20 protein-coding genes are annotated in these 22,416 nt (G+C 67.1%); 10 read left to right on the top strand and 10 right to left on the bottom strand.

Annotation, left to right across the window (positions count from 1 at the left end):
* Positions 1-68 precede the first annotated feature (68 nt).
* Positions 69-1,283 (bottom strand): MFS transporter, encoded by a 1,215-nt coding sequence (locus ACIREI_RS25375; protein WP_403336958.1) that lies wholly within the window; start codon positions 1,281-1,283, stop codon positions 69-71.
* 140 nt (positions 1,284-1,423) lie between these two features.
* On the opposite strand from ACIREI_RS25375, the gene ACIREI_RS25370 reads away from it, so the two are divergent.
* Together ACIREI_RS25370 and ACIREI_RS25365 are read left to right on the top strand one after the other, a co-directional pair.
* Positions 1,424-1,882 (top strand): MarR family winged helix-turn-helix transcriptional regulator, encoded by a 459-nt coding sequence (locus ACIREI_RS25370; protein WP_403336955.1) that lies wholly within the window; start codon positions 1,424-1,426, stop codon positions 1,880-1,882.
* 9 nt (positions 1,883-1,891) lie between these two features.
* A complete protein-coding gene (locus ACIREI_RS25365) occupies positions 1,892-2,344 on the top strand; it encodes a GNAT family N-acetyltransferase (protein WP_403336952.1) in 453 nt (150 codons plus the stop codon).
* A gap of 49 nt (positions 2,345-2,393) precedes the next feature.
* Here ACIREI_RS25365 and ACIREI_RS25360 read toward each other — a convergent pair whose 3' ends face one another.
* Together ACIREI_RS25360 and dnaB are read right to left on the bottom strand one after the other, a co-directional pair.
* Positions 2,394-3,785 carry a serine hydrolase domain-containing protein gene (locus ACIREI_RS25360; RefSeq protein WP_403336949.1) on the bottom strand — a complete coding sequence of 464 codons (1,392 nt, stop codon included), beginning with the start codon at positions 3,783-3,785 and terminating at the stop codon, positions 2,394-2,396.
* A gap of 60 nt (positions 3,786-3,845) precedes the next feature.
* On the bottom strand, positions 3,846-5,324 hold the full coding sequence (gene dnaB / locus ACIREI_RS25355) for a replicative DNA helicase (RefSeq protein ID WP_403336946.1): 1,479 nt from the start codon (positions 5,322-5,324) through the stop codon (positions 3,846-3,848).
* 460 nt (positions 5,325-5,784) lie between these two features.
* On the opposite strand from dnaB, the gene ACIREI_RS25350 reads away from it, so the two are divergent.
* Entirely contained in the window at positions 5,785-7,122 is a 1,338-nt protein-coding gene (locus tag ACIREI_RS25350; protein ID WP_403336943.1) for an MATE family efflux transporter, read from the top strand.
* A gap of 122 nt (positions 7,123-7,244) precedes the next feature.
* On the opposite strand, the gene rplI is transcribed toward ACIREI_RS25350, so the two are convergent.
* The 4 genes from rplI to rpsF form a co-directional block, all read right to left on the bottom strand.
* A complete protein-coding gene (gene rplI, locus ACIREI_RS25345) occupies positions 7,245-7,691 on the bottom strand; it encodes a 50S ribosomal protein L9 (RefSeq protein ID WP_403336940.1) in 447 nt (148 codons plus the stop codon).
* A gap of 18 nt (positions 7,692-7,709) precedes the next feature.
* A complete protein-coding gene (rpsR, locus tag ACIREI_RS25340) occupies positions 7,710-7,946 on the bottom strand; it encodes a 30S ribosomal protein S18 (RefSeq protein ID WP_003949403.1) in 237 nt (78 codons plus the stop codon).
* 57 nt (positions 7,947-8,003) lie between these two features.
* The gene (locus tag ACIREI_RS25335; RefSeq protein WP_403336937.1) at positions 8,004-8,588 is read right to left on the bottom strand and encodes a single-stranded DNA-binding protein; all 585 of its coding nucleotides are present in this window, start codon (positions 8,586-8,588) and stop codon (positions 8,004-8,006) included.
* Between the two features lie 77 nt (positions 8,589-8,665).
* Positions 8,666-8,956, bottom strand: coding sequence for a 30S ribosomal protein S6 (gene rpsF, locus ACIREI_RS25330; RefSeq protein WP_005482942.1), 291 nt, complete (start codon positions 8,954-8,956; stop codon positions 8,666-8,668).
* A gap of 263 nt (positions 8,957-9,219) precedes the next feature.
* Between rpsF and ACIREI_RS25325 the strand changes: the two genes are divergently transcribed.
* From ACIREI_RS25325 to ACIREI_RS25315, 3 genes are all read left to right on the top strand, one after another.
* The gene (locus ACIREI_RS25325; RefSeq protein ID WP_403336934.1) at positions 9,220-9,531 is read left to right on the top strand and encodes a hypothetical protein; all 312 of its coding nucleotides are present in this window, start codon (positions 9,220-9,222) and stop codon (positions 9,529-9,531) included.
* Positions 9,532-9,749: 218 nt separating this feature from the next.
* On the top strand, positions 9,750-10,868 hold the full coding sequence (gene femX, locus ACIREI_RS25320) for a peptidoglycan bridge formation glycyltransferase FemX (protein ID WP_128435528.1): 1,119 nt from the start codon (positions 9,750-9,752) through the stop codon (positions 10,866-10,868).
* Positions 10,869-10,966: 98 nt separating this feature from the next.
* Entirely contained in the window at positions 10,967-11,998 is a 1,032-nt protein-coding gene (locus tag ACIREI_RS25315; RefSeq protein ID WP_403336931.1) for an alanine racemase, read from the top strand.
* Between the two features lie 114 nt (positions 11,999-12,112).
* On the opposite strand, the gene ACIREI_RS25310 is transcribed toward ACIREI_RS25315, so the two are convergent.
* On the bottom strand, positions 12,113-13,612 hold the full coding sequence (locus ACIREI_RS25310; protein ID WP_403336928.1) for a glycosyltransferase family 87 protein: 1,500 nt from the start codon (positions 13,610-13,612) through the stop codon (positions 12,113-12,115).
* A gap of 242 nt (positions 13,613-13,854) precedes the next feature.
* Positions 13,855-16,485, bottom strand: coding sequence for a transglycosylase domain-containing protein (locus tag ACIREI_RS25305; protein WP_403336925.1), 2,631 nt, complete (start codon positions 16,483-16,485; stop codon positions 13,855-13,857).
* A 352-nt stretch (positions 16,486-16,837) separates the two neighbouring features.
* On the opposite strand from ACIREI_RS25305, the gene ACIREI_RS25300 reads away from it, so the two are divergent.
* The 4 genes from ACIREI_RS25300 to ACIREI_RS25285 all read left to right on the top strand — a co-directional run bounded on the left by ACIREI_RS25300 (position 16,838) and on the right by ACIREI_RS25285 (position 20,676).
* Positions 16,838-17,521: a helix-turn-helix transcriptional regulator gene (locus tag ACIREI_RS25300; RefSeq protein ID WP_403336923.1), complete on the top strand. Its 684-nt coding sequence runs from the start codon at positions 16,838-16,840 to the stop codon at positions 17,519-17,521.
* A 44-nt stretch (positions 17,522-17,565) separates the two neighbouring features.
* Positions 17,566-18,648 (top strand): inositol-3-phosphate synthase, encoded by a 1,083-nt coding sequence (locus tag ACIREI_RS25295; protein ID WP_403336921.1) that lies wholly within the window; start codon positions 17,566-17,568, stop codon positions 18,646-18,648.
* Positions 18,649-18,745: 97 nt separating this feature from the next.
* Positions 18,746-20,023, top strand: coding sequence for an MFS transporter (locus ACIREI_RS25290; RefSeq protein WP_403336918.1), 1,278 nt, complete (start codon positions 18,746-18,748; stop codon positions 20,021-20,023).
* Positions 20,024-20,133: 110 nt separating this feature from the next.
* Complete coding sequence (locus ACIREI_RS25285; protein WP_403336915.1) at positions 20,134-20,676, top strand: hypothetical protein; 543 nt, start codon at positions 20,134-20,136, stop codon at positions 20,674-20,676.
* 104 nt (positions 20,677-20,780) lie between these two features.
* On the opposite strand, the gene ACIREI_RS25280 is transcribed toward ACIREI_RS25285, so the two are convergent.
* Entirely contained in the window at positions 20,781-22,247 is a 1,467-nt protein-coding gene (locus ACIREI_RS25280) for a CCA tRNA nucleotidyltransferase (protein ID WP_403336912.1), read from the bottom strand.
* Positions 22,248-22,416 lie beyond the last annotated feature (169 nt).

Below are 22,416 nucleotides of genomic sequence, written 5' to 3'. Positions count from 1 at the left end.
GTGGTGCTGAGGTGGTGCTCAAGGTGCCGGAGGTGCGGGAGCGGCCCTGACCCCGCACGCAGTTCGTCTCAGTGGTGTATGGCGGCGGCTCGCTGCTCGGTGGGCGCGGTGGCCGTGAGGACGGTGCTGGAGGATGCTGCGTCCCGGCGCTCCAGTGCGGCCGAAAGGAGAGCGAGCAGCAGCGCGGCCGCGGCCAGGGCGGCGCCCACCCAGTTGGGGGACGTGTAGCCAAAGCCTGCCGCGATGACGATCCCGCCGAGCCATGCGGAGAGGGCATTGCCGAGGTTGAAGGCGCCGATGTTCACCGCCGAGGCCAGCGTCGGGGCGCCGTGTGCCTGGTCGAGGACGCGCTTCTGCAGTGGGGGGACGGTGGCGAAGCCCAGGGCGCCGATCAGCGCGATGGTGACGGCAGCGAGGACCTTGTTCTGGGCCGTGAGCGTGAAGAGCGCGAGCACGACGGCGAGGGCGCCCAGGGAGACGTACAGCATGGGCATCAGCGCGCGGTCGGCGTACTTCCCGCCGACGAGGTTTCCGCCCACCATGCCGAGCCCGAAGAGGACCAGCAACCAGGTGACGGAGCCGTCGGCGAAGCCCGCGACATGGGTCATCATCGGTGCGATGTAGGTGATGGCCGCGAAGACGCCGCCGAAGCCGAGGACCGTCATCGCCATGGCGAGCAGGACCTGGGCGTTCTTGAACGCGGCCAATTCGTGGCGGAGACGTACGCCCTGGGGCTGGGGCAGGTCAGGGACGAGCTTGGCGATGCCGACCAGGCCGACGACGCCGAGGGCGGCGACGATGCCGAAGGTGACGCGCCAGCCGGCAGCCTGCCCGACGAACGTGCCCAGCGGGACGCCGACGACGTTGGCGACGGTCAGGCCGGTGAACATCATCGCGATGGCCCCGGCCTTCTTGTCCGGGGCGACCAGGTCTGCCGCGACGACCGAGCCGATGCCGAAGAAGGCGCCGTGGGCGAGCGAAGCGACCACACGGCCGATCAGCATGACGCCGAAGTTAGGAGAGAGAGCGGACAGCAGGTTGCCGACGATGAACAGTCCCATCAGCAGCATCAGCATCCGCTTGCGGGAAACCTTGGTGCCAAGCACGGTCATCAGTGGAGCGCCGAGGACCACGCCGAGCGCGTAGCCGGTCACGAGCAGCCCTGCCGTGGGGATGGAGACCCCGAAGTCGCCCGCGACCTCGGGCAGCAAACCCATGATCACGAACTCGGTCGTTCCGATTCCGAAGGCCCCGATCGCGAGGGCCAGAAGCGCGAGAGGCATGTAGGAGTACACCTTCCCAAAAATTGCAAGAGCGCTTTACGACTGATGACAATACTTGCAAACGCGTCATAGTTGCAAGCGCGGACTATCCCACTTCTGCTCTACTCTGGCTTCAGCCGCTCTGGCCCGGAGGAAAAGCCATGACCGCCACGGACCCCACGCTCACCGCCCTCGCCCAGGGCTGGTGCGCCCTCTCCCTGCTGCACGGCAGGATCGAGGCGCACATCGAGCGCGCCCTGCAGACCAAGCACGACCTGAGCGTGCGCGAGTACTCCCTGCTCGACGTGCTCGGCCGCCAGCACGACGGCGAAGGCGGGCACCTGCAGATGAAACAGGTCGCCGACGCCGTCGTCCTCAGCCAGAGCGCCACCACCCGGCTCGTCACCCGCCTCGAGGACCGCGGCCTGCTCTCCCGCTACCTCTGCCCCACCGACCGCCGCGGCATCTACACCGACGTCACCGACGCAGGCCGCAAACTCCTGGAAGAGGCACGGCCGACCAACGAGGCCGCATTGCGCGAAGCCCTCGACGAAGCCGCCAAGAACCCCGAACTCGCCCCACTGGTCCGGGCCGTGGAGACGCTTCCGACCCCCGCATAGGGTGCGAATATGGGAGACCTTGAAATACGAGCCGCCGTCGCCGATGACGTCTCCGCGATCGTCGGCATGCTCGCAGACGATCCGCTGGGCGCCCAGCGCGAATCACCGGAGGACCTGACGCCTTACCTCGCCGCACTTGAGCGGCTCAGCAGCGATCCGAACCAGCACCTGGTCGTCGCGGTCCGTGAGGGCCGAGTCGTCGGCACGCTCCAGCTCACGGTCATTCCCGGGCTGTCCCGCAAAGGCGCGGCCCGCTCCATCATTGAAGGCGTACGCATCCACGCCGATGAGCGCGGCAGCGGCCTCGGCACGCAGCTCATCGAGTGGGCGGTCGCCGAATCCAGACGCCAGAACTGCCAGTTGGTGCAGTTGACCTCCGATAACACGCGTACAGACGCCCATCGCTTCTATGAGCGGCTCGGCTTCACGGCCTCGCATGTGGGCTTCAAGCTCACGCTGTGACTTGGTGAAGGCGCCTGTTTCACGTGAAACAGGCGCCTTCACCAAGCGGTCAGAACGAGCCGCTCCCCCGCCATCCGTCGGGATCCACGCCACCCGGCACTGCAGCCCCCTCGTCGTACGGCTGACGCGTGAAGACGAACGACCCGAGGTCCAGATGGTCGACGGCGCCGTTCGGTCGTCGCACGGCCTTCAGGAGCTCGCCTGCGTAGTAGCCCTCCAAGCCCGTCCATGTGCCGTCACCGTTGGCCCGGAACCGGGAACGGCGACCCTTGCCGGACAACGGCTCCAACGAGACCAGCCCGTCGGCCGTCAGCCGCAGACCGAAGGCATGGGTTCCCCAGTACCACTGACCTGCCAACTCCAGTGCCGCTGATTCGACCTCGTGCATCGGACGCCAGGGCTCGGGGATGCGCGGCTCGGCCTCGGCGACGATGCGGACGAGGTCGGCGGCCACGGAGAACAACAGAGGGCCAGAAGTGCAGTTGGCCAGGACGATGGCCGCCACATCGTCCTCCAAGCCGACAGTGAGGCAGGCAAGGAAACCTGGCAGGGAGCCCGTGTGTCCGACCAGGGTCCTGCCGTCCTGATGCCGGATCTCCAGCCCCAGGCAGTACGCATAACCGCTCGCCACGTCCGCCGCCTCCGGCGGAGCGGCCGGCGTCCTCATCTCCCGCAGCGACTCGGCGCTCAGCACACGGTCGTCGCCCTTGGCCAGAAAGACCGCGAACCTAGCCAAGTCGCCGGTCGTCGACCACAGTTGACCAGCCGACGCCATCAGGCCGAGGTCTTCGACGGGCTCGGGAAGCATCACATCGGCCCAGGGATGCACCGCCCAGCCGCCCGCGTGCGGCGCCTGCGGTCGCGTACTCGTGCGATGCAGGCCCAGGGGTTCGAGCACTTCACGCCGGAGTACGTCCTCCCAGGAAGCCCTCCGAAGCTTCTCGACGAGCGTGCCCAGCAGCGCGTAGCCGGGGTTCGAGTAGTGGAATCGACGGCCGGACGGGTGCAGGAGGGGCTGCTCGCCCAGGACGTCGGAGAGCCCGGGCCGCAGTGATGCGGGGCTCCGCTCCCACCACGGTCCCGGCGTCTCGGCCGCCAGCCCACTCGTGTGCGCGAGTAGTTCGGCGATGGTGGCCTCCCCCACACCTGTCCCGGGCAGATGCTTCTCCAGCGGGTCACCGAGGTCGAGCAGTTCCTCGTCACGCAGGCGCAGGACGAGAAGCGCCGTGAAGGTCTTGGTGATCGAGCCGATTCGGTACTGCACGTTCTCGTCCGGCGCGTGCCCGTCCACCGACGTACGCGAGCCGTGCCACACGGTCCGGCCGTCCCGTACAACTGCGGCGACCAGCGAGGGCGCACGCCCTTCGGACTGTGCCACGGCGATGCGGTGCAGCAGCGCCCGGCGGGTGGTGGGGAGCAGCTCTTCCTGAGATGTCGTCATGCCCCCAGTCCACCCTGGTGGACTCTCGGGAGTCGAGCGCATATCCCCGGGTGAGGTGGATCATGTCTGTGCCATGTCCACGAACCGCGAGTAGTGGCCCTGGAAGGCCACCGTGATCGTCGCCGTCGGGCCGTTACGGTGCTTGCCCACGATGATGTCCGCCTCGCCGGCGCGCGGCGACTCCTTCTCGTAGGCATCCTCACGGTGCAGCAGGATCACCATGTCGGCGTCCTGCTCGATGGAGCCGGACTCACGCAGGTCGGACACCATCGGCTTCTTGTCCGTGCGCTGCTCGGGGCCACGGTTGAGCTGCGAGAGCGCGATCACCGGGACCTCCAGCTCCTTGGCCAGGAGCTTGAGATTACGGGACATGTCCGAGACCTCCTGCTGACGGCTCTCGGAACGCTTCGAACCACCGGCCTGCATCAGCTGCAGATAGTCGATGATCACGAGCTTGATGTCATTGCGCTGCTTCAGCCGACGGCACTTCGCACGGATCTCCATCATCGACAGGTTCGGGGAGTCGTCGATGTACAGCGGCGCCGCCGATACCTCGGGCATGCGCCGCGCCAGGCGTGTCCAGTCCTCGTCCGTCATGGTGCCGGAGCGCATGTGGTGCAGGGCCACGCGCGCCTCGGCCGACAGCAGACGCATCGCGATCTCGTTGCGGCCCATTTCCAGGGAGAAGATGACGCTCGCCAGGTTGTGCTTGATCGACGCCGCCCGCGCGAAGTCCAGCGCAAGCGTGGACTTACCCATGGCGGGACGGGCCGCGATGACGATCATCTGGCCCGGGTGCAGACCGTTGGTGAGCGAGTCGAGGTCCGTGAAGCCGGTGGGCACACCCGTCATCTCGCCGCTGCGCGAGCCGATCGCCTCGATCTCGTCGAGCGCGCCCTCCATGATGTCGCCGAGCGGCAGATAGTCCTCGCTGGTGCGCTGCTCGGTGACCGCGTAGATCTCGGCCTGGGCGCGGTTGACGATCTCGTCGACGTCGTCGTCGGCCGCGTATCCCATCTGCGTGATGCGGGTGCCGGCCTCGACCAGGCGGCGCAGTACGGCGCGCTCATGGACGATCTCCGCGTAGTACTCCGCGTTCGCGGCCGTCGGCACCGTCTGGACGAGGGTGTGGAGATACGAGGCGCCGCCCACCTTGTTGATCTCGCCGCGCTTGGTGAGCTCGGCGGCGATCGTGATGGGGTCGGCCGGCTCGCCCTTGGCATAGACGTCGAGGATCGCCTGGAAGATCGTCTCGTGTGCGGGCTTGTAGAAGTCGTGGCCCTTGAGAACCTCGACGACATCGGCGATGGCGTCCTTGGACAGGAGCATGCCGCCGAGGACGGACTGCTCGGCGTCGAGATCCTGCGGCGGAACCCGCTCGAAGGCCGACCCACCGCCGTCCCACTCGCCGTTGTCCCGGCCGCGATCATGCTGCTCGCCGCGTCCCCCGGCCCCGTCACCGCGTCGGCGGGAGGCAGGCAGACGATCACTGGGACCGCTGTCGGCCCACGGGTCGTCCAAGGGCTCGGAAATGCTCAACCGAGCCACCTCCTCCCGTCCGCCGAGCGGACCTCGCCGTGCCCTCAGTTCTACGGCACGCCACTGACAAAGTAAGAGGCCCAACTCCGGTTCAGGCTCGCCGGTTTTGTGAGGTTTTCACGGTCGGCGGACGGAGCGGGCGCCGGACAACGGTAGGCCCGCAGGCACCGTCAGCCAATCTGGTTATCCACAGGCCATGTGGACGACGGCCCGGATGCTGTGGAGAACTCCACAAAACCTGTGCACGAGGCGGTGGACAGCCCTGTGAACAAGCCTCACAAGAATTCCAGACACCCACGCTGACCTGCTCATTTACCGTCCACCGGCTGTGCAGAAGAAAAACTTCCCCAGTCGGACCAAGATCGCTTCGAACGGTACACAGAAGTACACAGCACGAGACGGTGAGTAAGGGTCACAACTGCATTGCATCTCTTACCTGTGGACGATTAGATTGGTGGCCATGACACAGGCCCCCGCGACTCCTACGGCCACACGGCGAAAGCACGACCGAGAGATCGTCGCACTCGCCGTTCCGGCCTTCGGCGCGCTCGTCGCCGAGCCCCTCTTCGTCATGGCCGACAGTGCGATCGTCGGCCATCTCGGCACCGCACAGCTCGCCGGACTCGGGGTCGCCTCGGCTCTTCTCATGACAGGCGTCAGCGTCTTCGTCTTCCTCGCCTACGCCACCACGGCCGCCGTTGCCCGACGCGTCGGCGCGGGTGACCTCCAGGCCGCCATCCGCCAGGGCATGGACGGCATCTGGCTGGCTCTCCTGCTCGGTGCCGCCGTCATCGCAGTCGTTCTGCCCACCGCGCCGTATCTCGTGGAACTCTTCGGCGCCTCGGACACAGCAGCCCCCTACGCCACCACCTATCTGCGGATCTCGACACTCGGCATACCGGCCATGCTCGTCGTACTCGCCGCCACCGGCGTCCTACGCGGACTGCAGGACACCAAGACTCCGCTCTACGTCGCCGTCGCTGGCTTCGTCGCCAACGCCGCCCTCAACGCGGGCCTCGTCTACGGCGCCGACCTTGGCATCGCGGGCTCCGCCTGGGGCACCGTCATCGCCCAGTGCGGCATGGCCGCGGCCTACCTCGTGGTGGTCGTCCGCGGAGCCCGCAAGCACGATGCTTCCCTACGCCCCGACGCAGCCGGGATAAGGGCCTCCGCACAGGCCGGCGTGCCCCTGTTGGTCCGCACCCTCTCTCTGCGGGCGATCCTGATGATCGCCACGGCCGTCGCAGCCCGCCTCGGGGACGCCGACATCGCGGCACACCAGATCATCCTGTCGCTGTGGAGCCTGCTCGCTTTCGCGCTGGACGCCATCGCCATCGCCGGGCAAGCCATCATCGGCCGCTATCTCGGTGCCGGCGACGCCGAGGGCGCCCGAGCCGCCTGCCGCCGCATGGTGGAGTGGGGCATCGCAGCCGGCGTCGTACTCGGCCTGCTCGTGGTGATCGCCCGACCGATCTTCCTGCCGCTGTTCACCAGTGACACGGTCGTCAAGGAAACGGCGCTTCCCGCCCTCCTCGTGGTGGCGCTCTCTCAACCGATCTGCGGCGTCGTCTTCATCCTGGACGGCGTCCTGATGGGGGCGGGTGACGGTCCCTACCTGGCGTGGGCCATGGTGCTCACCCTGGCGGTGTTCACCCCGGTGGCCCTACTCGTCCCCGCGTTCGGCGGCGGTCTCACCGCAGTCTGGGCAGCCTTGACGCTGATGATGACGGTGCGCATGCTGACCCTCTGGGCACGCACGCGCTCGGGCCGCTGGATCGTCACCGGCGCGACGCGCTGAATGTTTCACGTGAAACACGCTGTTTCACGTGAAACGGGCCAGATCCGCTCTCTGTGCAGCGAAGGGGCCGTACCCCGCCGGGTACGGCCCCCTCATTCAGCTGTTCAAGCCGAGCGCAGCGATCAGGCCGCGACGACCTCGATGTTGACCTTGGCGGCAACCTCGGGGTGCAGACGCACGGACGTCTCGTGGGCGCCCAGAGTCTTGATCGGCGCACCGAGCTCGATGCGGCGCTTGTCGACCTCGGGGCCACCGGCAGCCTTGATCGCCGAGGCGACGTCGGCCGGGGTGACGGAACCGAAGAGACGACCGGCCTCGCCGGAGCGGACGGCCAGACGGACCTTGACGGCCTCGAGCTGGCCCTTGATCTGGTTGGCCTGCTCGATGGTCTGGATCTCGTGGATCTTGCGAGCACGACGGATCTGCTCGACGTCCTTCTCGCCGCCCTTGGTCCAGCGGATAGCGAACTTCCGCGGGATCAGGTAGTTGCGAGCGTAACCGTCCTTGACGTCGACGACGTCGCCCGCGGCACCGAGGCCGGAGACCTCGTGGGTGAGGATGATCTTCATGTGTCGGTCACCCTTCCCTTATCGCGCGGTGGAGGTGTAGGGCAGCAGCGCCATCTCACGGCTGTTCTTCACGGCCGTGGCGACGTCACGCTGGTGCTGCGTGCAGTTGCCGGTCACGCGGCGGGCACGGATCTTGCCGCGGTCGGAAATGAACTTCCGCAGCATGTTCGTGTCCTTGTAGTCCACGTACGTGACCTTGTCCTTGCAGAAAGCGCAGACCTTCTTCTTCGGCTTGCGCACAGGCGGCTTCGCCATGGTGTTTCTCCTGTGTGATCAAGAAGTTTGGGTACGACCCGCCCCTCGGCCCAAGGCCTAGAAGGGGGGCTCGTCCGAGTAGCCGCCACCGCCGCCGCCGGAGTTTCCACCCCAGCCGCCGCCACCGCCCTGCTGGCCACCGGCGGGAGCACCGGTCGCCCACGGGTCGTCAGCGGGAGCGCCGCCGCCCTGCTGACCGCCGCCGGGGCCACCGCCCCAGCCGCCGCCACCCTGGCCGCCACCGCCACCGCCGCCGTAACCACCCTGGCCACCGCGGCCGGCGGTCTTGGTGACCTTGGCCGTGGCGTTGCGCAGGCTGGCGCCGACTTCCTCGACATCCAGCTCGTAGACCGTGCGCTTGACGCCCTCACGGTCCTCGTAGGACCGCTGCTTCAGCCGGCCCTGCACGATGACGCGCATGCCTCGCTGGAGCGACTCCGCGACGTTCTCCGCCGCCTGACGCCAGACCGAGCAAGTGAGGAAGAGGCTCTCGCCGTCCTTCCACTCGTTCGTCTGGCGGTCGAAGGTGCGGGGAGTGGACGCGACACGGAACTTCGCGACCGCCGCACCGGAGGGGGTGAAGCGCAGCTCGGGGTCATCGACAAGATTGCCGACGACCGTGATGACGGTCTCGCCTGCCATGGGGGAACCTCTCGGCGGGTTTGCTGCTGGCTGCTTGTGCTGCTACTCGAATCCCGAGATGAGCTGAGCGGGAAAGCTCAGTGGGTCTCGGGACGGAGGACCTTGGTCCGGAGGACCGACTCGTTCAGGTTCATCTGGCGGTCGAGCTCCTTGACGACCGCAGGCTCGGCCTGCAGGTCGATGACCGAGTAGATGCCCTCGGGCTTCTTCTTGATCTCGTACGAGAGACGACGACGGCCCCAGGTGTCGACCTTCTCGACCTTGCCGTTGCCCTCACGGACGACGGAGAGGAAGTTCTCGATCAGGGGGGCGACAGCGCGCTCCTCCAGATCGGGGTCGAGGATGACCATCACCTCGTAGTGACGCATGTGGAACCCACCTCCTTTGGACTCAGCGGCCACGGTCGTTCCGTGGCAGGAGGGTTGTGATGCGTACGCAACGGTATCGGCCGCCACTGACAATCGGAGGTGACCTCGCGGTTCCCCGAGCTGGCCCGGGCAGACACCGGTGCAGACGGTACACACTACCTGCACACCGGCGTCCGGTTGAAATCCGGGCGCCGTCACCGACAATCTGTACACATCGGGTGTGTATGGCGCTACGATGCGCCGCCTTCCGCAGGAGGTGCCCTATGGCACAGGCAATGCGACCCAACACCGTCGGAGGCCTTTTCGCCACGGACGGAAAGCCCCACCCTCTCCAGGACACCCTGCTCGCGGTGACCCTGGTGCTGGGCATCACGGCCTTCGTCACGGCGATGTTCCACCACCTGCACCTGCTCAGCTCCTGGACCGGTCTGGTGGGGATCCTCACCGGCGCGTACGGCCAGTGGATCTCGGAGACGACCCGCGAGCGCTTCGGGCTGATCATCGGCCTCGGCGCCTCGGCGGTCGGCTTCTTCCTCGGCATGGCGCACGGCGGCCTCTTCGGCGGGGTCTTCTGACGCCAGGGCACCGTCCTCCGAAGAACCGGCCACGGAGACTGCCCTCCGAACACCGGTAGAACAGCGCATAGAACACCACCGAACGCCTCGGTGGCCCACGGGGCCGGGGCGAAGCTTCCATACGCCCAGTCGGGGCGCTCCCAAGGCGCAGTAGGCTTCGGCGCGAGAGCCGGAGCCCCTGTACCCATGGGGACACACCAGCCCGAGGAGCGCCCCGAATGAGCCTGACCCTGAGGACGATCAGTCGCGAGCAGCATCTGGCATACATCCAGAGCCTGCCGTCGGCGAGCCACATGCAGGTTCCGGCCTGGGCGGACGTCAAGGCGGAGTGGCGCTCGGAGAGCCTCGGCTGGTTCGACAAGAGCGGCGAACTCGTCGGGGCCGGCCTCGTCCTCTACCGGCAGCTGCCCAAGATCAAGCGCTATCTCGCCTACCTGCCCGAGGGCCCGGTCATCAACTGGTTCGCGCCTAATCTGACCGACTGGCTGGAACCGATGCTCGCGCATCTGAAGCACCAGGGCGCCTTCTCCGTGAAGATGGGCCCGCCGGTGATCATCCGGCGCTGGGAGGCCACCTCCATCAAGGCGGGCATCCAGAACCCGGACGTGAAGCGACTGAGGGACATCGAGGCCGACTTCATCGAGCCGCGCGCCTTCGAGGTCGCCGACAAGCTGCGCCGTATGGGCTGGCAGCAGGGCGAGGACGGTGGCGCCGGCTTCGGCGACGTCCAGCCCCGCTACGTCTACCAGGTGCCGCTGGCCAACCGGTCCCTCGAAGAGGTCCACAAGAACTTCAACCAGCTGTGGCGCCGCAACATCAAGAAGGCCGAGAAGGCCGGCGTCGAGGTCGTCCAGGGCGGTTACCAGGACCTCGCGGAGTGGCAGCGCCTGTACGAGATCACGGCCGTGCGGGACCATTTCCGGCCGCGTCCGCTGTCGTACTTCCAGCGCATGTGGACGGCCCTCAACACCGAGGACCCCAACCGCATGCGGCTGTACTTCGCCCGCCACAACGGTGTGAACCTGTCGGCGGCGACAATGCTGATCGTCGGCGGGCACGTCTGGTACTCCTACGGCGCCTCCGACAACATCGGCCGTGAGGTCCGGCCCTCGAACGCGATGCAGTGGCGGATGCTGCGCGACGCCTACGCGCTCGGCGCGACCGTCTACGACCTGCGCGGCATCTCCGACTCGCTGGACGAGACCGACCACCTCTTCGGCCTGATCCAGTTCAAGGTGGGCACGGGCGGGCAGGCCGCCGAGTACCTCGGGGAGTGGGACTTCCCGCTGAACAAGTTGCTCCACAAGGCGCTCGACATCTACATGTCGCGCCGCTGACCTCCCGTTCTCTGCTTCGATACCGTCAACTGCTGCACCGGCGATAGCTTCCATACCTCTGATACACCGCAGCCACGAGAAAGGTTCCAGGTCCGGCCATGGCGCTCACGCTCTACGTCGACACCGCGCGCTGGCGGGCGCACCACAAGCACGTGCAGGAGCAGTTCCCGGGACTCGTCCCGGTCTGCAAGGGCAACGGCTACGGGTTCGGGCACGAGCGGCTGGCGGAGGAGGCCACGCGACTGGGCTCGGACGTCCTCGCCGTCGGTACGACGTACGAGGCCGCACGCATCAAGGACTACTTCGGCGGTGACCTGCTGGTACTGACGCCGTACAGGCGCGGCGAGGAGCCTGTACCGCTGCCCGACCGGGTCATCCGCTCGGTGTCGTCGGTGGACGGCGTGTACGGCCTCGTCGGCGCCCGCGTCGTCATCGAGGTGATGTCCTCGATGAAGCGGCACGGCGTGAGCGAGCGCGATCTGCCGCAGCTGCACGCTGCCATAGAGAATGTACGGCTCGAGGGGTTCGCCATCCACCTGCCGTTGGACCGTACCGACGGCTCGGACGCCGTCGAGGAGGTCATCGGCTGGATGGACCGTCTGCGTGCCGCGCGGCTGCCGCTGCACACGATGTTCGTCAGCCACCTGAAGGCCGAGGAACTCGCCCGCCTGCAGCAGCAGTTCCCGCAGACCCGCTTCCGGGCCCGTATCGGCACCCGGCTGTGGCTGGGGGACCACGAGGCCACGGAGTACCGCGGAGCGGTCCTGGACGTCACGCGCGTCTCCAAGGGCGACCGCTTCGGCTACCGGCAGCAGAAGGCGGCCTCCGACGGCTTCCTGGTGGTCGTGGCGGGCGGTACCTCGCACGGGGTGGGTCTGGAGGCCCCGAAGGCCCTGCACGGCGTCATGCCGCGCGCCAAGGGCGTCGCCAGGGCCGGCCTCGCCACCGTCAACCGGAACCTTTCTCCCTTCGTATGGGGCGGCAAGCAGCGCTGGTTCGCGGAGCCGCCGCACATGCAGGTCTCCATCCTGTTCGTCCCCTCGGACGCTCCCGAGCCGAAGGTCGGCGACGAGTTGGTGGCCCATCTGCGGCACACCACCACGCAGTTCGACCGGCTCGTCGACCGCTGACCGAACGCCGTCGGCACTGAAGCGACCTCCGCTCGGCACTCCGTAACGGGGGAAGGCCGTACACGGACTCTTCCGTGTACGGCCTTTCGCGTGCCCTGTCTACGTCCTGTTCGCTCAGAGCGAACCGCCGGTCGCCCCCTGCTTGCCCCACTCCACTTGCGGTGCGTCGAAGTGGGCCGCGTGCCGCGGGGGATGGGCTGCGGGGCCGAGCACGAACACGTCGTCCGCCCGGTCGAGCACGCCGCCCGAGGGATCGTCGTCACCGCCTCGGCGCACCGGGTCACGTTCCGGCATGAGGATGTCCCGTACGACGACGGCGCACAGGTACAGCGTCCCGAGCAGGTGCACGCCGATGGCCCAGTGGTAGCCGTCGGGCGGCAGTCCCTTGTGGGCGTCCCCGCTGGTCGTGTACGCGAGGTACATCCAGATCCCGAGGAAGTACGCCACCTCGCCCACCTGCCAGATGAGGAAGTCCCGCCACCTCGGCCGGGCCAGCGCGGCCAGCGGCACCAGCCACAGCACGTACTGAGGCGAGTAGACCTTGTTGGTGAGGATGAACGCCGCGACGATCAGGAAGGCCAGCTGCGCGAAACGCGGACGTCGCGGCGCGGTGAGCGTGAGCGCGGCGATGCCGGCACAGCACACCAGCATCAACAGGGTGGCGAGCGTGTTGACGGTTTCCGTGCTCAGCGGGTCCGTGGAGTTCTGGGCCATGATCAGCCAGAAGGAGCCGAAGTCGACGCCTCGTTCCTGGCTGAACCGGTAGAACTGCGACCACCCGTCCCAGGCGAGGAGCATCACCGGAAGGTTCACGACGAGCCAGGCGACGGCAGTGCCGCCCAGCGCCTTCCCGAAGTCCCGCCACTTGCCCGCACGCCAGCACAGGACGAGCAAGGGGCCGAGGAGGAAGACGGGATAGAGCTTGGCGGCCGTGGCGAGCCCCAGCAGGATGCCGAAGGCGAGGGAGCGGCCGCGCGACCACATCAGCATCGCGGCGGCCGTCAGTGCGACGGCCAGCAAGTCCCAGTTGATGGTCGCGGTCAGCGCGAAGGCGGGCGCGAGGGCGACCAGCAGTCCGTCCCAGGGGCGCCGGGCGTGCGTGCGGGTCACACAGACGGCGATGACGGCCGCGCACACCATCAGCATCCCGGCGTTGACCATCCAGTACCACTGCTCCTGGTCCTGGATACTGCCGCTGCCCGGCGTGAGCCAGGACGCCACCTCCATGAACACACCGGTCAGTACCGGATATTCGAGGTACTGCATGTCGCCGGGGAGCTTGTCGAAGTACGGCACCAGCCCGTCGGCGAAGCCGCGCCCCTGGTAGAGGTGCGGGATGTCCGAGTAGCAGGCATGCGTGTACTGCGAGCTGGCGCCGAAGAACCATGCGCCGTTGTAGCAAGGGGCCTTCTGGACCAGACCGAGGGCGAACATGCCGATCGCCACGAGCGCGACGATGCGCACGGAAGTCCACCAGGACGTTCCGAGCAGGGCACGCCGTCCGATGGGGCCACCGATCAGCTCACTCCCGCTCGCGGCGACCTCGTCCTCCTTGGTCGGCCGCACCGGGTCCGGCTCGTGCACGCTCGTGGGCGTCGTCTCTGCACTGGGCATGGGGCACATCCTGCCGTACGTGTCTGAGAACGGTGCGAGGGCGACGGTGTGCGACGGCTGAGTGTTTCACGTGAAACCGACGTTTCACGTGAAACAGCACCCCGCCTGAAGCCCGGCCGAGGCACCGTTCGAGGGTGTGGGAGAGGGGCTGGACAGCCGTATAAGCGGCAAAGGCCGGTGGCCGGCACCCCCACTTCATGGGTGCCGGCCACCGGCCTTCTCGCGTCAGGTGAGACCGCCGGTCAGCCTGATGGTCCGCCGAAGATGCCTCCATTGCCGTTGGCATTGCCTCCGGAGTTATCCGTTTCCGTCGCCGTGGGCGTAGGTGTTGAAGTCACGCCCCCGTCCGAGCCACCGTTCTGCCCACCGTTGGCGGTGTCGCACTGCCAGCTGAGGTCGTCACAGGTCTCGCTAGGTGTCGGCGACGGCGAGATCAGCGACTCAGAGGGCGACGGCGACGGGCTCGGGCTCTCCTCGACAGTCTCGGTGGGCGTCGGCACCACGGTCGGCGTCGGCGTGTCGTTGATGATCTCGCCGATGGGTTCGGCCTCCGGGAAGGGCTCCAGAGTTCCGTAACTCTTCATCGCCTCGATCATGTAGTCCTTCCAGACCTGAGCCGGGATGTCACCACCGTGGATCGACGTCACGCCACCGGTGCCGTTCATGGACAGCAGCTTGCCCTTGGCGGGGTCCGTCCGGAACAGGGTCACGGCGGTGGACAGTTCCCTGGTGTACCCGACGAACCACGCCGACTTGTTCTCGTCGGTCGTACCCGTCTTGCCGGCCACCGGGAAGCCGATGTCCGCGACCTTCTTACCGGTGCCGTTCTGGACCACGTTCTCCAGGACGTCCGTCACGTTGTTCGCGATGTTGGCGTCCATGGCGGTCTGCTTCGCCGGGGGCTCGAAGCCCTTGAGCTCCTCACCATCCTTGATCACCTTTGTGACGGAGTACGGCTCGTAGTGCGTGCCCTCGTTGGCGAAGCTCCCGTACGCGTCGGCCATGCGGATGGCGCTCGGCGTCGACGTACCCAGCGAGAAGGACACGTTCCTGATGTTGGCCTGGTCGAAGAAGCTCGACGAAATGCCCATGTCGTTCGCGAGCTTCTGGGTGTTGGACAGGCCCACGTCGATGCCCAGCTGCGCGAACGGGCTGTTGATGGACTGCTCCATGGCCTTCTCGAGCGTCACCATGCCCCAGGCCTTGGTGCCCTCGTTCTTCTGCCGGAACGGCTTTCCATTGTCGCCCATGATCGGGTCGCCGTTCTGGTTTTTGATCACCAGAAGGTCGTTGCCGTTGTACTTGGCCAACGGCGAGAGCGGCTCTCCATCGGTCTCGTAGGTCCCGTACTTCATCGCGGCGGCCAGCACGATGGGCTTCCAGGTCGATCCGACCGGCACACCCAACGTGTTGGCGTTGTTGGAGTAGTGACCCTTGTCGTAGCCCTCGCCGCCGTACAGCGCGACGATCGCTCCGCTCTTGGGGTCGACCGACGCGCCGCCGAACTGGACGTACTTGTCCTTCTCGCGTTTCTTGGGGTCGAGGAAGCTCTTCTGCGTCTTTTTGACGGCCGCCGCCAGCTCGTTGACCTTCTTCCTGTCGAAGGTCGTGTAGATGCGGTAACCGCCCTTCTCCAGGTCCTCGGGGGACAGGCCCGCCTTCTTGGCGACGTATTCCTTGGCGATGTCGATGAGATAGCCGCTCTGCCCGGACAGGTTCGAGTTCTGCTTCTTGAAATCCGGGAAGCTGCCGACCTTGCCACGCTCGGCCGCTGACATGCGCCCCACCTCAACCATGCGGCCCAGGATCCACGACCAGCGTTCCTTGGCCCGCTCGGTGTTGGCCTCCACCGTGGCGCCCGACCCCACACCGCCGTCGGGGTTGTAGAAGTTCGGGCCCTTCAGTACGGCGGCCAGGAAGGCGCACTGCGAAGTAGTGAGGTCCTTGGCGTCCACGCCGAAGTACGCCTGGGCCGCCGCCTGGATGCCGTAGGCGTTTCGGCCGTAGTAGGCGGTGTTGAGGTAGCCGGCCAGAATCTCGTCCTTCGACATCTTCTGGCCGACCTTGATGGAGATGAACAGCTCCTTGAACTTACGGGAGATCGTCTGCTCCTGGCTCAGGAAGGTGTTCTTCACGAACTGCTGGGTGATGGTCGAACCACCCTGCGTCTCGCCACCCCTCGCCATGTTGAGGAGGGCACGCCCGATACCCGCCGGGTCGATGCCGTTGTCCTCGTAGAAGGACGCGTTCTCGGCGGAGACCACCGCGTCCTTCATCTCCTTCGGAATCTCCGCGTTGCTCACGAGCTGACGGTTGGTCTGACCGCCGGTCGACGCCATCTGCTTGCCGTTGGACCAGTAGAAGACGTTGTTCTGAGCCAGGGCCGTGTCCTGTGCCTTCGGGATGCCCACCATGGCGTACCCGAAGCCCGCGGCAGCGACCAGACCGCCCATGAAGGCGAGGAACGCCCCCGCGACAAGCCGCCACGACGGCACCCAACGCGCCACCCCATACTTGCCCGCGCGCGGATAGTCGACGAACCGCTTCCTGCCGGGCGGGGCCGCGCGTCCTCTGCCGCGCCCGGGGCCGTTCGGCCCGCCGGGAGCGGCACGGCGGCCGCCCCGGCCCGGTTCGGCCGCTCTGCGGCGGCCGGCTCCACTTCTCTGGGCCGCGCGGCGTGCCTCGGCGCGGCCGCCGTACGGCCGTTCCTCGCCTCCCGAACCGCTGGAACCCGACCCGTACGAGTCGGAAGGAGATCCGGTGGCGCCTCGCGGTGCCGCTCGGCGGCCGGCGGACGAGCCGGGCTGGCCGCGTCGGGCCGCGGCACGTCCGCCTCCCTGCGGCTGCGGCGGTTTGCGACGGTGCTCGCTCATCGAACGACTACTCCTCGGGCAGGCGCACCTCTGGGCGCCTGGCAACGGCGGCTGATTTCCGGTCCCCCCGAAGTACGGATGCGGTCGGTTCCGCATTCACCCGTACTGCACCAAGGACGACGACGCCCTCAGGTGTCACTCGGTTCCCGGTGGTGTGCATGGCGCACAGACTACGCACCGTCAAAGCCCACCCAGCCCCGAACTTCACCCCAAATCCGGCAACTCGCTCCACATGAATCGTTGATGTGATCCCGTTCACCGTTCCCCCACTTGTCGCGTCCGGAAGGCCGTTCTATCGTCGTGATGTATCGAGTCGATACATCAGCGCGAGATATGACGAGGAGGCGAGGGGATGAGCCGACGTTCCGGGATCCTCGAGTTCGCCGTACTCGGACTGCTCCGCGAATCCCCGATGCACGGCTACGAGCTGCGCAAACGACTCAATACGTCACTGGGTGTGTTCCGTGCGTTCAGCTACGGCACGCTCTATCCCTGCCTCAAGACGCTGGTCGCCAACGGCTGGTTGATCGAGGAAACCGGGAACACCGTCGAGGACGCCCTCGCCGCACCACTCGCAGGACGTCGCGCCAAGATCGTCTACCGGTTGACGGCGGAAGGTAAGGAGCACTTCGAGGAACTGCTCTCACAGACCGGCCCCGACGCGTACGAGGACGAGCACTTCGCTGCCCGATTTGCCTTCTTCGGACGCACGCCGCAGGACGTACGCATGCGCGTACTGGAGGGCCGCCGCAGCCGGCTGGAGGAGCGCCTGGAGAGGATGCGCGCCTCCCTGGCACGCACTCGGGAGCGCCTCGACGACTACACGCTTGAGCTCCAGCGCCACGGGATGGAGTCCGTGGAGCGCGAAGTGCGCTGGCTGAACGAGCTCATCGAGAGCGAGCGGGCCGGGCGGGACCTGAAGGGTTCCGCTTCCGGGGGGTCCGCTCAGCAGGACACGACATCTGGAGAGCCGGGCGATCTGCCCCGTTCCGGGGGTAGTCCCGGAACGGATTCGCCCGGCGACACCGCCACGTGAGAGCCCAGTCAGGGCCTCACTCGTACACACAGGGAGCAACCGGAATGGGTTCGGTTCGCGTAGCCGTCGTCGGCGTTGGCAACTGCGCCGCGTCGCTGGTTCAGGGAGTCGAGTACTACAAGGACGCCGACCCGGCGTCCAAGGTCCCCGGCCTGATGCACGTGCAGTTCGGCGACTACCACGTCCGTGACGTCGAGTTCGTCGCCGCCTTCGATGTCGACGCGAAGAAGGTCGGCCTCGACCTCGCGGACGCCATCGGTGCCAGCGAGAACAACACCATCAAGATCTGCGACGTGCCGCGCACCGGCGTGACCGTCCAGCGCGGCCACACCCTCGACGGCCTCGGCAAGTACTACCGCGAGACCATCGAGGAGTCCGCCGAGGCCCCGGTCGACGTCGTCCAGGTCCTCAAGGACAAGCAGGTCGACGTCCTCGTCTGCTACCTGCCCGTGGGCTCCGAGGACGCGGCGAAGTTCTACGCCCAGAGCGCCATCGACGCCAAGGTCGCCTTCGTCAACGCCCTGCCGGTGTTCATCGCCGGTACGAAGGAGTGGGCGGACAAGTTCACCGAGGCGGGCGTCCCGATCGTCGGCGACGACATCAAGTCCCAGGTCGGCGCGACCATCACGCACCGCGTCATGGCGAAGCTGTTCGAGGACCGCGGCGTCATCCTGGACCGCACGATGCAGCTGAACGTCGGCGGCAACATGGACTTCAAGAACATGCTCGAGCGTGACCGCCTCGAGTCGAAGAAGATCTCCAAGACGCAGGCCGTCACCTCCCAGATCCCCGACCGGGACCTCGGCGAGAAGAACGTCCACATCGGCCCGTCCGACTACGTCGCCTGGCTCGACGACCGCAAGTGGGCCTACGTCCGCCTCGAGGGCCGCGCCTTCGGTGACGTCCCGCTGAACCTGGAGTACAAGCTCGAGGTCTGGGACTCCCCGAACTCCGCCGGCGTCATCATCGACGCCCTGCGCGCCGCGAAGATCGCCAAGGACCGCGGTATCGGCGGCCCGATCCTCTCCGCGTCCTCGTACTTCATGAAGTCCCCGCCGGTGCAGTACTTCGACGACGAGGCCCGCGAGAACGTCGAGAAGTTCATCAAGGGTGAGGTCGAGCGCTAAGCAGACGGCGCCGCACTAAGAACGCTCCTGCCAGAGCTGCTGAGGGTCCCCGGGTTGCACCACCCGGGGACCCTCCCCATATGTGAGGCTGTGCCCCATGTCCGTCGTACGCGACCTGCGGGTCCTGCTGCGCTTCCGGAACTTCCGGCGCCTGCTCGTCGTACGCCTGCTCTCGCAGGGCGCCGACGGCGTGTACCAGACCGCGCTCGCCACGTACGTCGTCTTCTCACCGGAGAAACAGACCTCGGCCGCCGCGATCGCCTCCGCAATGGCGGTACTTCTCCTGCCGTACTCCCTGGTGGGCCCTTTCTCCGGCGTCCTGCTGGACCGCTGGCGCCGCCGCCAGGTGCTTCTGTACGGCAGCCTGCTGCGCACGGTACTGGCTTCGGCGACAGCCGTGCTGATCATCACCGAGGTACCGGACTGGCTCTTCTACGTCTCCGCCCTGTGCGTCACCGCCGTAAACCGCTTCGTTCTGTCCGGCCTGTCCGCCGCGCTGCCACGCGTGGTCGACGACGAGCGTCTGGTCATCGCCAACTCCCTTTCCCCGACCGCCGGAACGCTCGCCGCGAGCGTAGGTGCCGGTCTGGCCTTCCTCGTACGACTGGTGGCCTGGGACTCCGATGCCGCCGTGGTGCTCCTGGGAGCGGCCCTGTACCTGTGCGCGGGGCTGGCGGCACTGCGCATGTCACGAGAACTGCTGGGGCCCGACCGGGAGTTGGTGCAGCCGCGCCTCGCAGCGGCGGTCTCCGGCACCGCGCGCGATCTGGCGGCAGGGGTACGCCATCTCGCAACGCCGCCGCGGAGGGAGGCCGTCTGGGCACTGTTCACGATGACTCTGATGCGCTTCTGCTACGGCGCCCTGTTGGTGACGCTGCTGATGCTCTGCCGGTACGCCTTCTCTTCGAACGCCGATGACGGACTCGCCCTGCTGGGGGTGGCGTTGGGGATTTCCGCCGCCGGCTTCTTCGCGGCGGCCGTGGCGACACCGTGGGCGGCGGCACGGCTGGGCTCCGGCCGCTGGATCGCCGTGTGCGCGGGGGCCGCCGCAGTCCTGGTGCCCGCACTCGGCCTGCCGTTCGCCACAACTCCCATGCTGGCCGCGGCATTCGTGCTCGGCCTGACGACACAGGGGGCGAAGATCGCGACGGACACGATCGTGCAGGCCTCCGTCGAGGACGGCTTCCGCGGCCGGGTCTTCTCCGTCTACGACGTGCTGTTCAACGTCGCCTTCGTCAGTGCCGCCGGCGTCGCCGCCCTGATACTGCCGCCGGACGGCCGCTCGACACCGCTCGTTGTCGCAGTCGCCGTTATCTACGCGGCAGTTGCTGGCGCTATGGGCCGCTTCGAACGCCGCTCGGTGTCACATCAATGACACAGAGCCACTCCCGGCCGCTCAAGTGTCAGTGGGGACCGATAACTTACGTGCGTCTTATTTCCGCGCTCAGTTCGCGCGACGCACCCAAGTTCTAGGGGGACCCCCAAGTGACAACTCCGCCGCCCCAGGGCAACCCGTACGCCCAGGGCCAGAACCCGTACGCCCAGGCTCAGCAGCCCTACGGCCAGCCCCAGGGCCAGGCCCCGTACCCGCCCCAGGGCGGGTACCCGCAGCAGCCGGGCCAGCCCGGGTTCCCCCCGCAGGGGGCGGCACCGTACGCGCCGGTTCCGCCGCAGCAGCCGCGCCGCGGCTTCAACTTCAAGACGATCAAGAACATCCTTGCCGTCGTGGCCGTCAGCATCATGATCATCGTCGGCTACATAATGAGCCAGGACGACGCGAAGAACGCCGCGGAGGGCGATTGCCTGAAGGCCCCGTCATCGTCGGTCTCGGATGACACCCTGGAGGTTGTGGACTGCTCCTCCTCCGAGGCCGAGGTGAAGGTACTCAAGAAGATCAAGGGGCACTACACGTCACTCACTGCCCAGACCGAGTGCAGCAAGGTGGAAGGGTCCACCAGCCTCTACACCGAGACGATGAAGACAGGCACCAGCGACGACGAGTTCCTGCTGTGCCTCAAGGACCTCTGATCTGATCTCTCCAATGCGCTGAGGGGCGGTGTTTCACGTGAAACACCGCCCCTCAGCGCATCTGGGCGCATGTTTCACGTGAAACATGCGCCCGTTTCACAGCCTCAGCCTTGCTCGGCCCACCATTCCTTGAGCGCCGCAACCGCCTCGTCGTGCGACATCGGCCCGTTCTCCAGCCGAAGCTCCAGCATGTGCTTGTACGCGCGACCAATAACGGGCCCCGGCCCGACGTCGAGGATCTCCATGATCTGGTTGCCATCGAGGTCGGGACGGATGGCGTCCAGTTCCTCCTGCTCCTGGAGCTGAGCGATCCGCTCCTCCAGGCCGTCATAGGCGCGGGACAGCGCGGTCGCCTTGCGCTTGTTGCGCGTCGTGCAGTCCGAGCGGGTCAGCTTGTGGAGGCGGTCCAGGAGCGGGCCGGCGTCACGGACATAGCGGCGGACGGCGGAGTCCGTCCACTCTCCGGTGCCGTATCCATGGAAGCGCAGGTGGAGTTCGACCAGACGTGAGACGTCCTTCACCAGCTCGTTGGAGTACTTGAGCGCCGTCATGCGCTTCTTCGTCATCTTCGCGCCGACCACCTCATGGTGGTGGAACGAGACCCGGCCGTCCTTCTCGAAGCGGCGCGTGCGCGGCTTGCCGATGTCGTGCAGCAGCGCGGCGAGCCGGAGGGTCAGGTCGGCGCCGTCCTCCTCCAGTGCCATCGCCTGCTCCAGGACGATCAGCGTGTGCTCGTAGACGTCCTTGTGCCGATGGTGCTCGTCGCTCTCCAGGCGCAGCGCCGGCAGCTCGGGCAGCACACGATCCGCGATCCCCGTGTCGACCAGCAACGTCAGACCCTTGCGGGGGTACGCGGACAGGATCAGCTTGTTCAGCTCGTCCCGCACTCGCTCCGCCGAGACGATCTCGATGCGCTGGGCCATCTCCTTCATGGCCGTCACCACCTCGGGAGCCACCTCGAAGTCGAGCTGTGCCGCGAAGCGTGCGGCCCGCATCATGCGGAGCGGGTCGTCCGAGAAGGACTCCTCGGGAGTGCCCGGCGTACGCAGCACACGCTCCGCCAAGTCCTCCAGACCGCCGTGCGGGTCGATGAACTCCTTCTCCGGAAGGGCGACGGCCATCGCGTTCACGGTGAAGTCACGCCGGACGAGGTCCTCCTCGATCGAGTCGCCGTACGACACCTCGGGCTTGCGCGAGGTCCGGTCGTACGCCTCCGATCGGTAGGTGGTCACCTCGATCTGAAAGCATCGGTCAGCGTCTCCGACGCGGGCGTCCTTCTGGGCCCCGACCGTGCCGAAAGCAATACCGACCTCCCACACGGCGTCCGCCCACGGGCGCACGATCTTCAACACGTCCTCGGGACGAGCGTCGGTCGTGAAGTCCAGGTCGTTGCCGAGCCGGCCGAGCAGCGCGTCCCGGACCGACCCGCCGACCAGGGCGAGTGAGAACCCGGCCTCCCGGAAACGGCGGGCGAGGTCGTCGGCGACCGGGGCAACCCGCAGCAGTTCACTCACCGCGCGGTGCTGCGCCTGGCTCAGGGCGCTGGGCTTGTCTTCGTTGGCGTTCGGCACAACAGAAGAGGGTACGTGGCCCGGGCGACCGGCATCGCCTCCATTAAACGTGCACATCCGAGGGCGCAGACAGCTCCGCAAATACGGGCACAAGGCCTGCCCTTACGACGTACGAAAACGCTCCCCTTTATAGGGGCACATACGGGACATGCCGACGGTCTGAACCGAT

It is taken from the genome of Streptomyces sp. NPDC093591, from assembly GCF_044764885.1.
Classification (GTDB): Bacteria; Actinomycetota; Actinomycetes; order Streptomycetales; family Streptomycetaceae; genus Streptomyces.
Note: the sequence above shows the minus strand (reverse complement) of the source record. Positions and strands in the feature narration are given on the sequence as shown.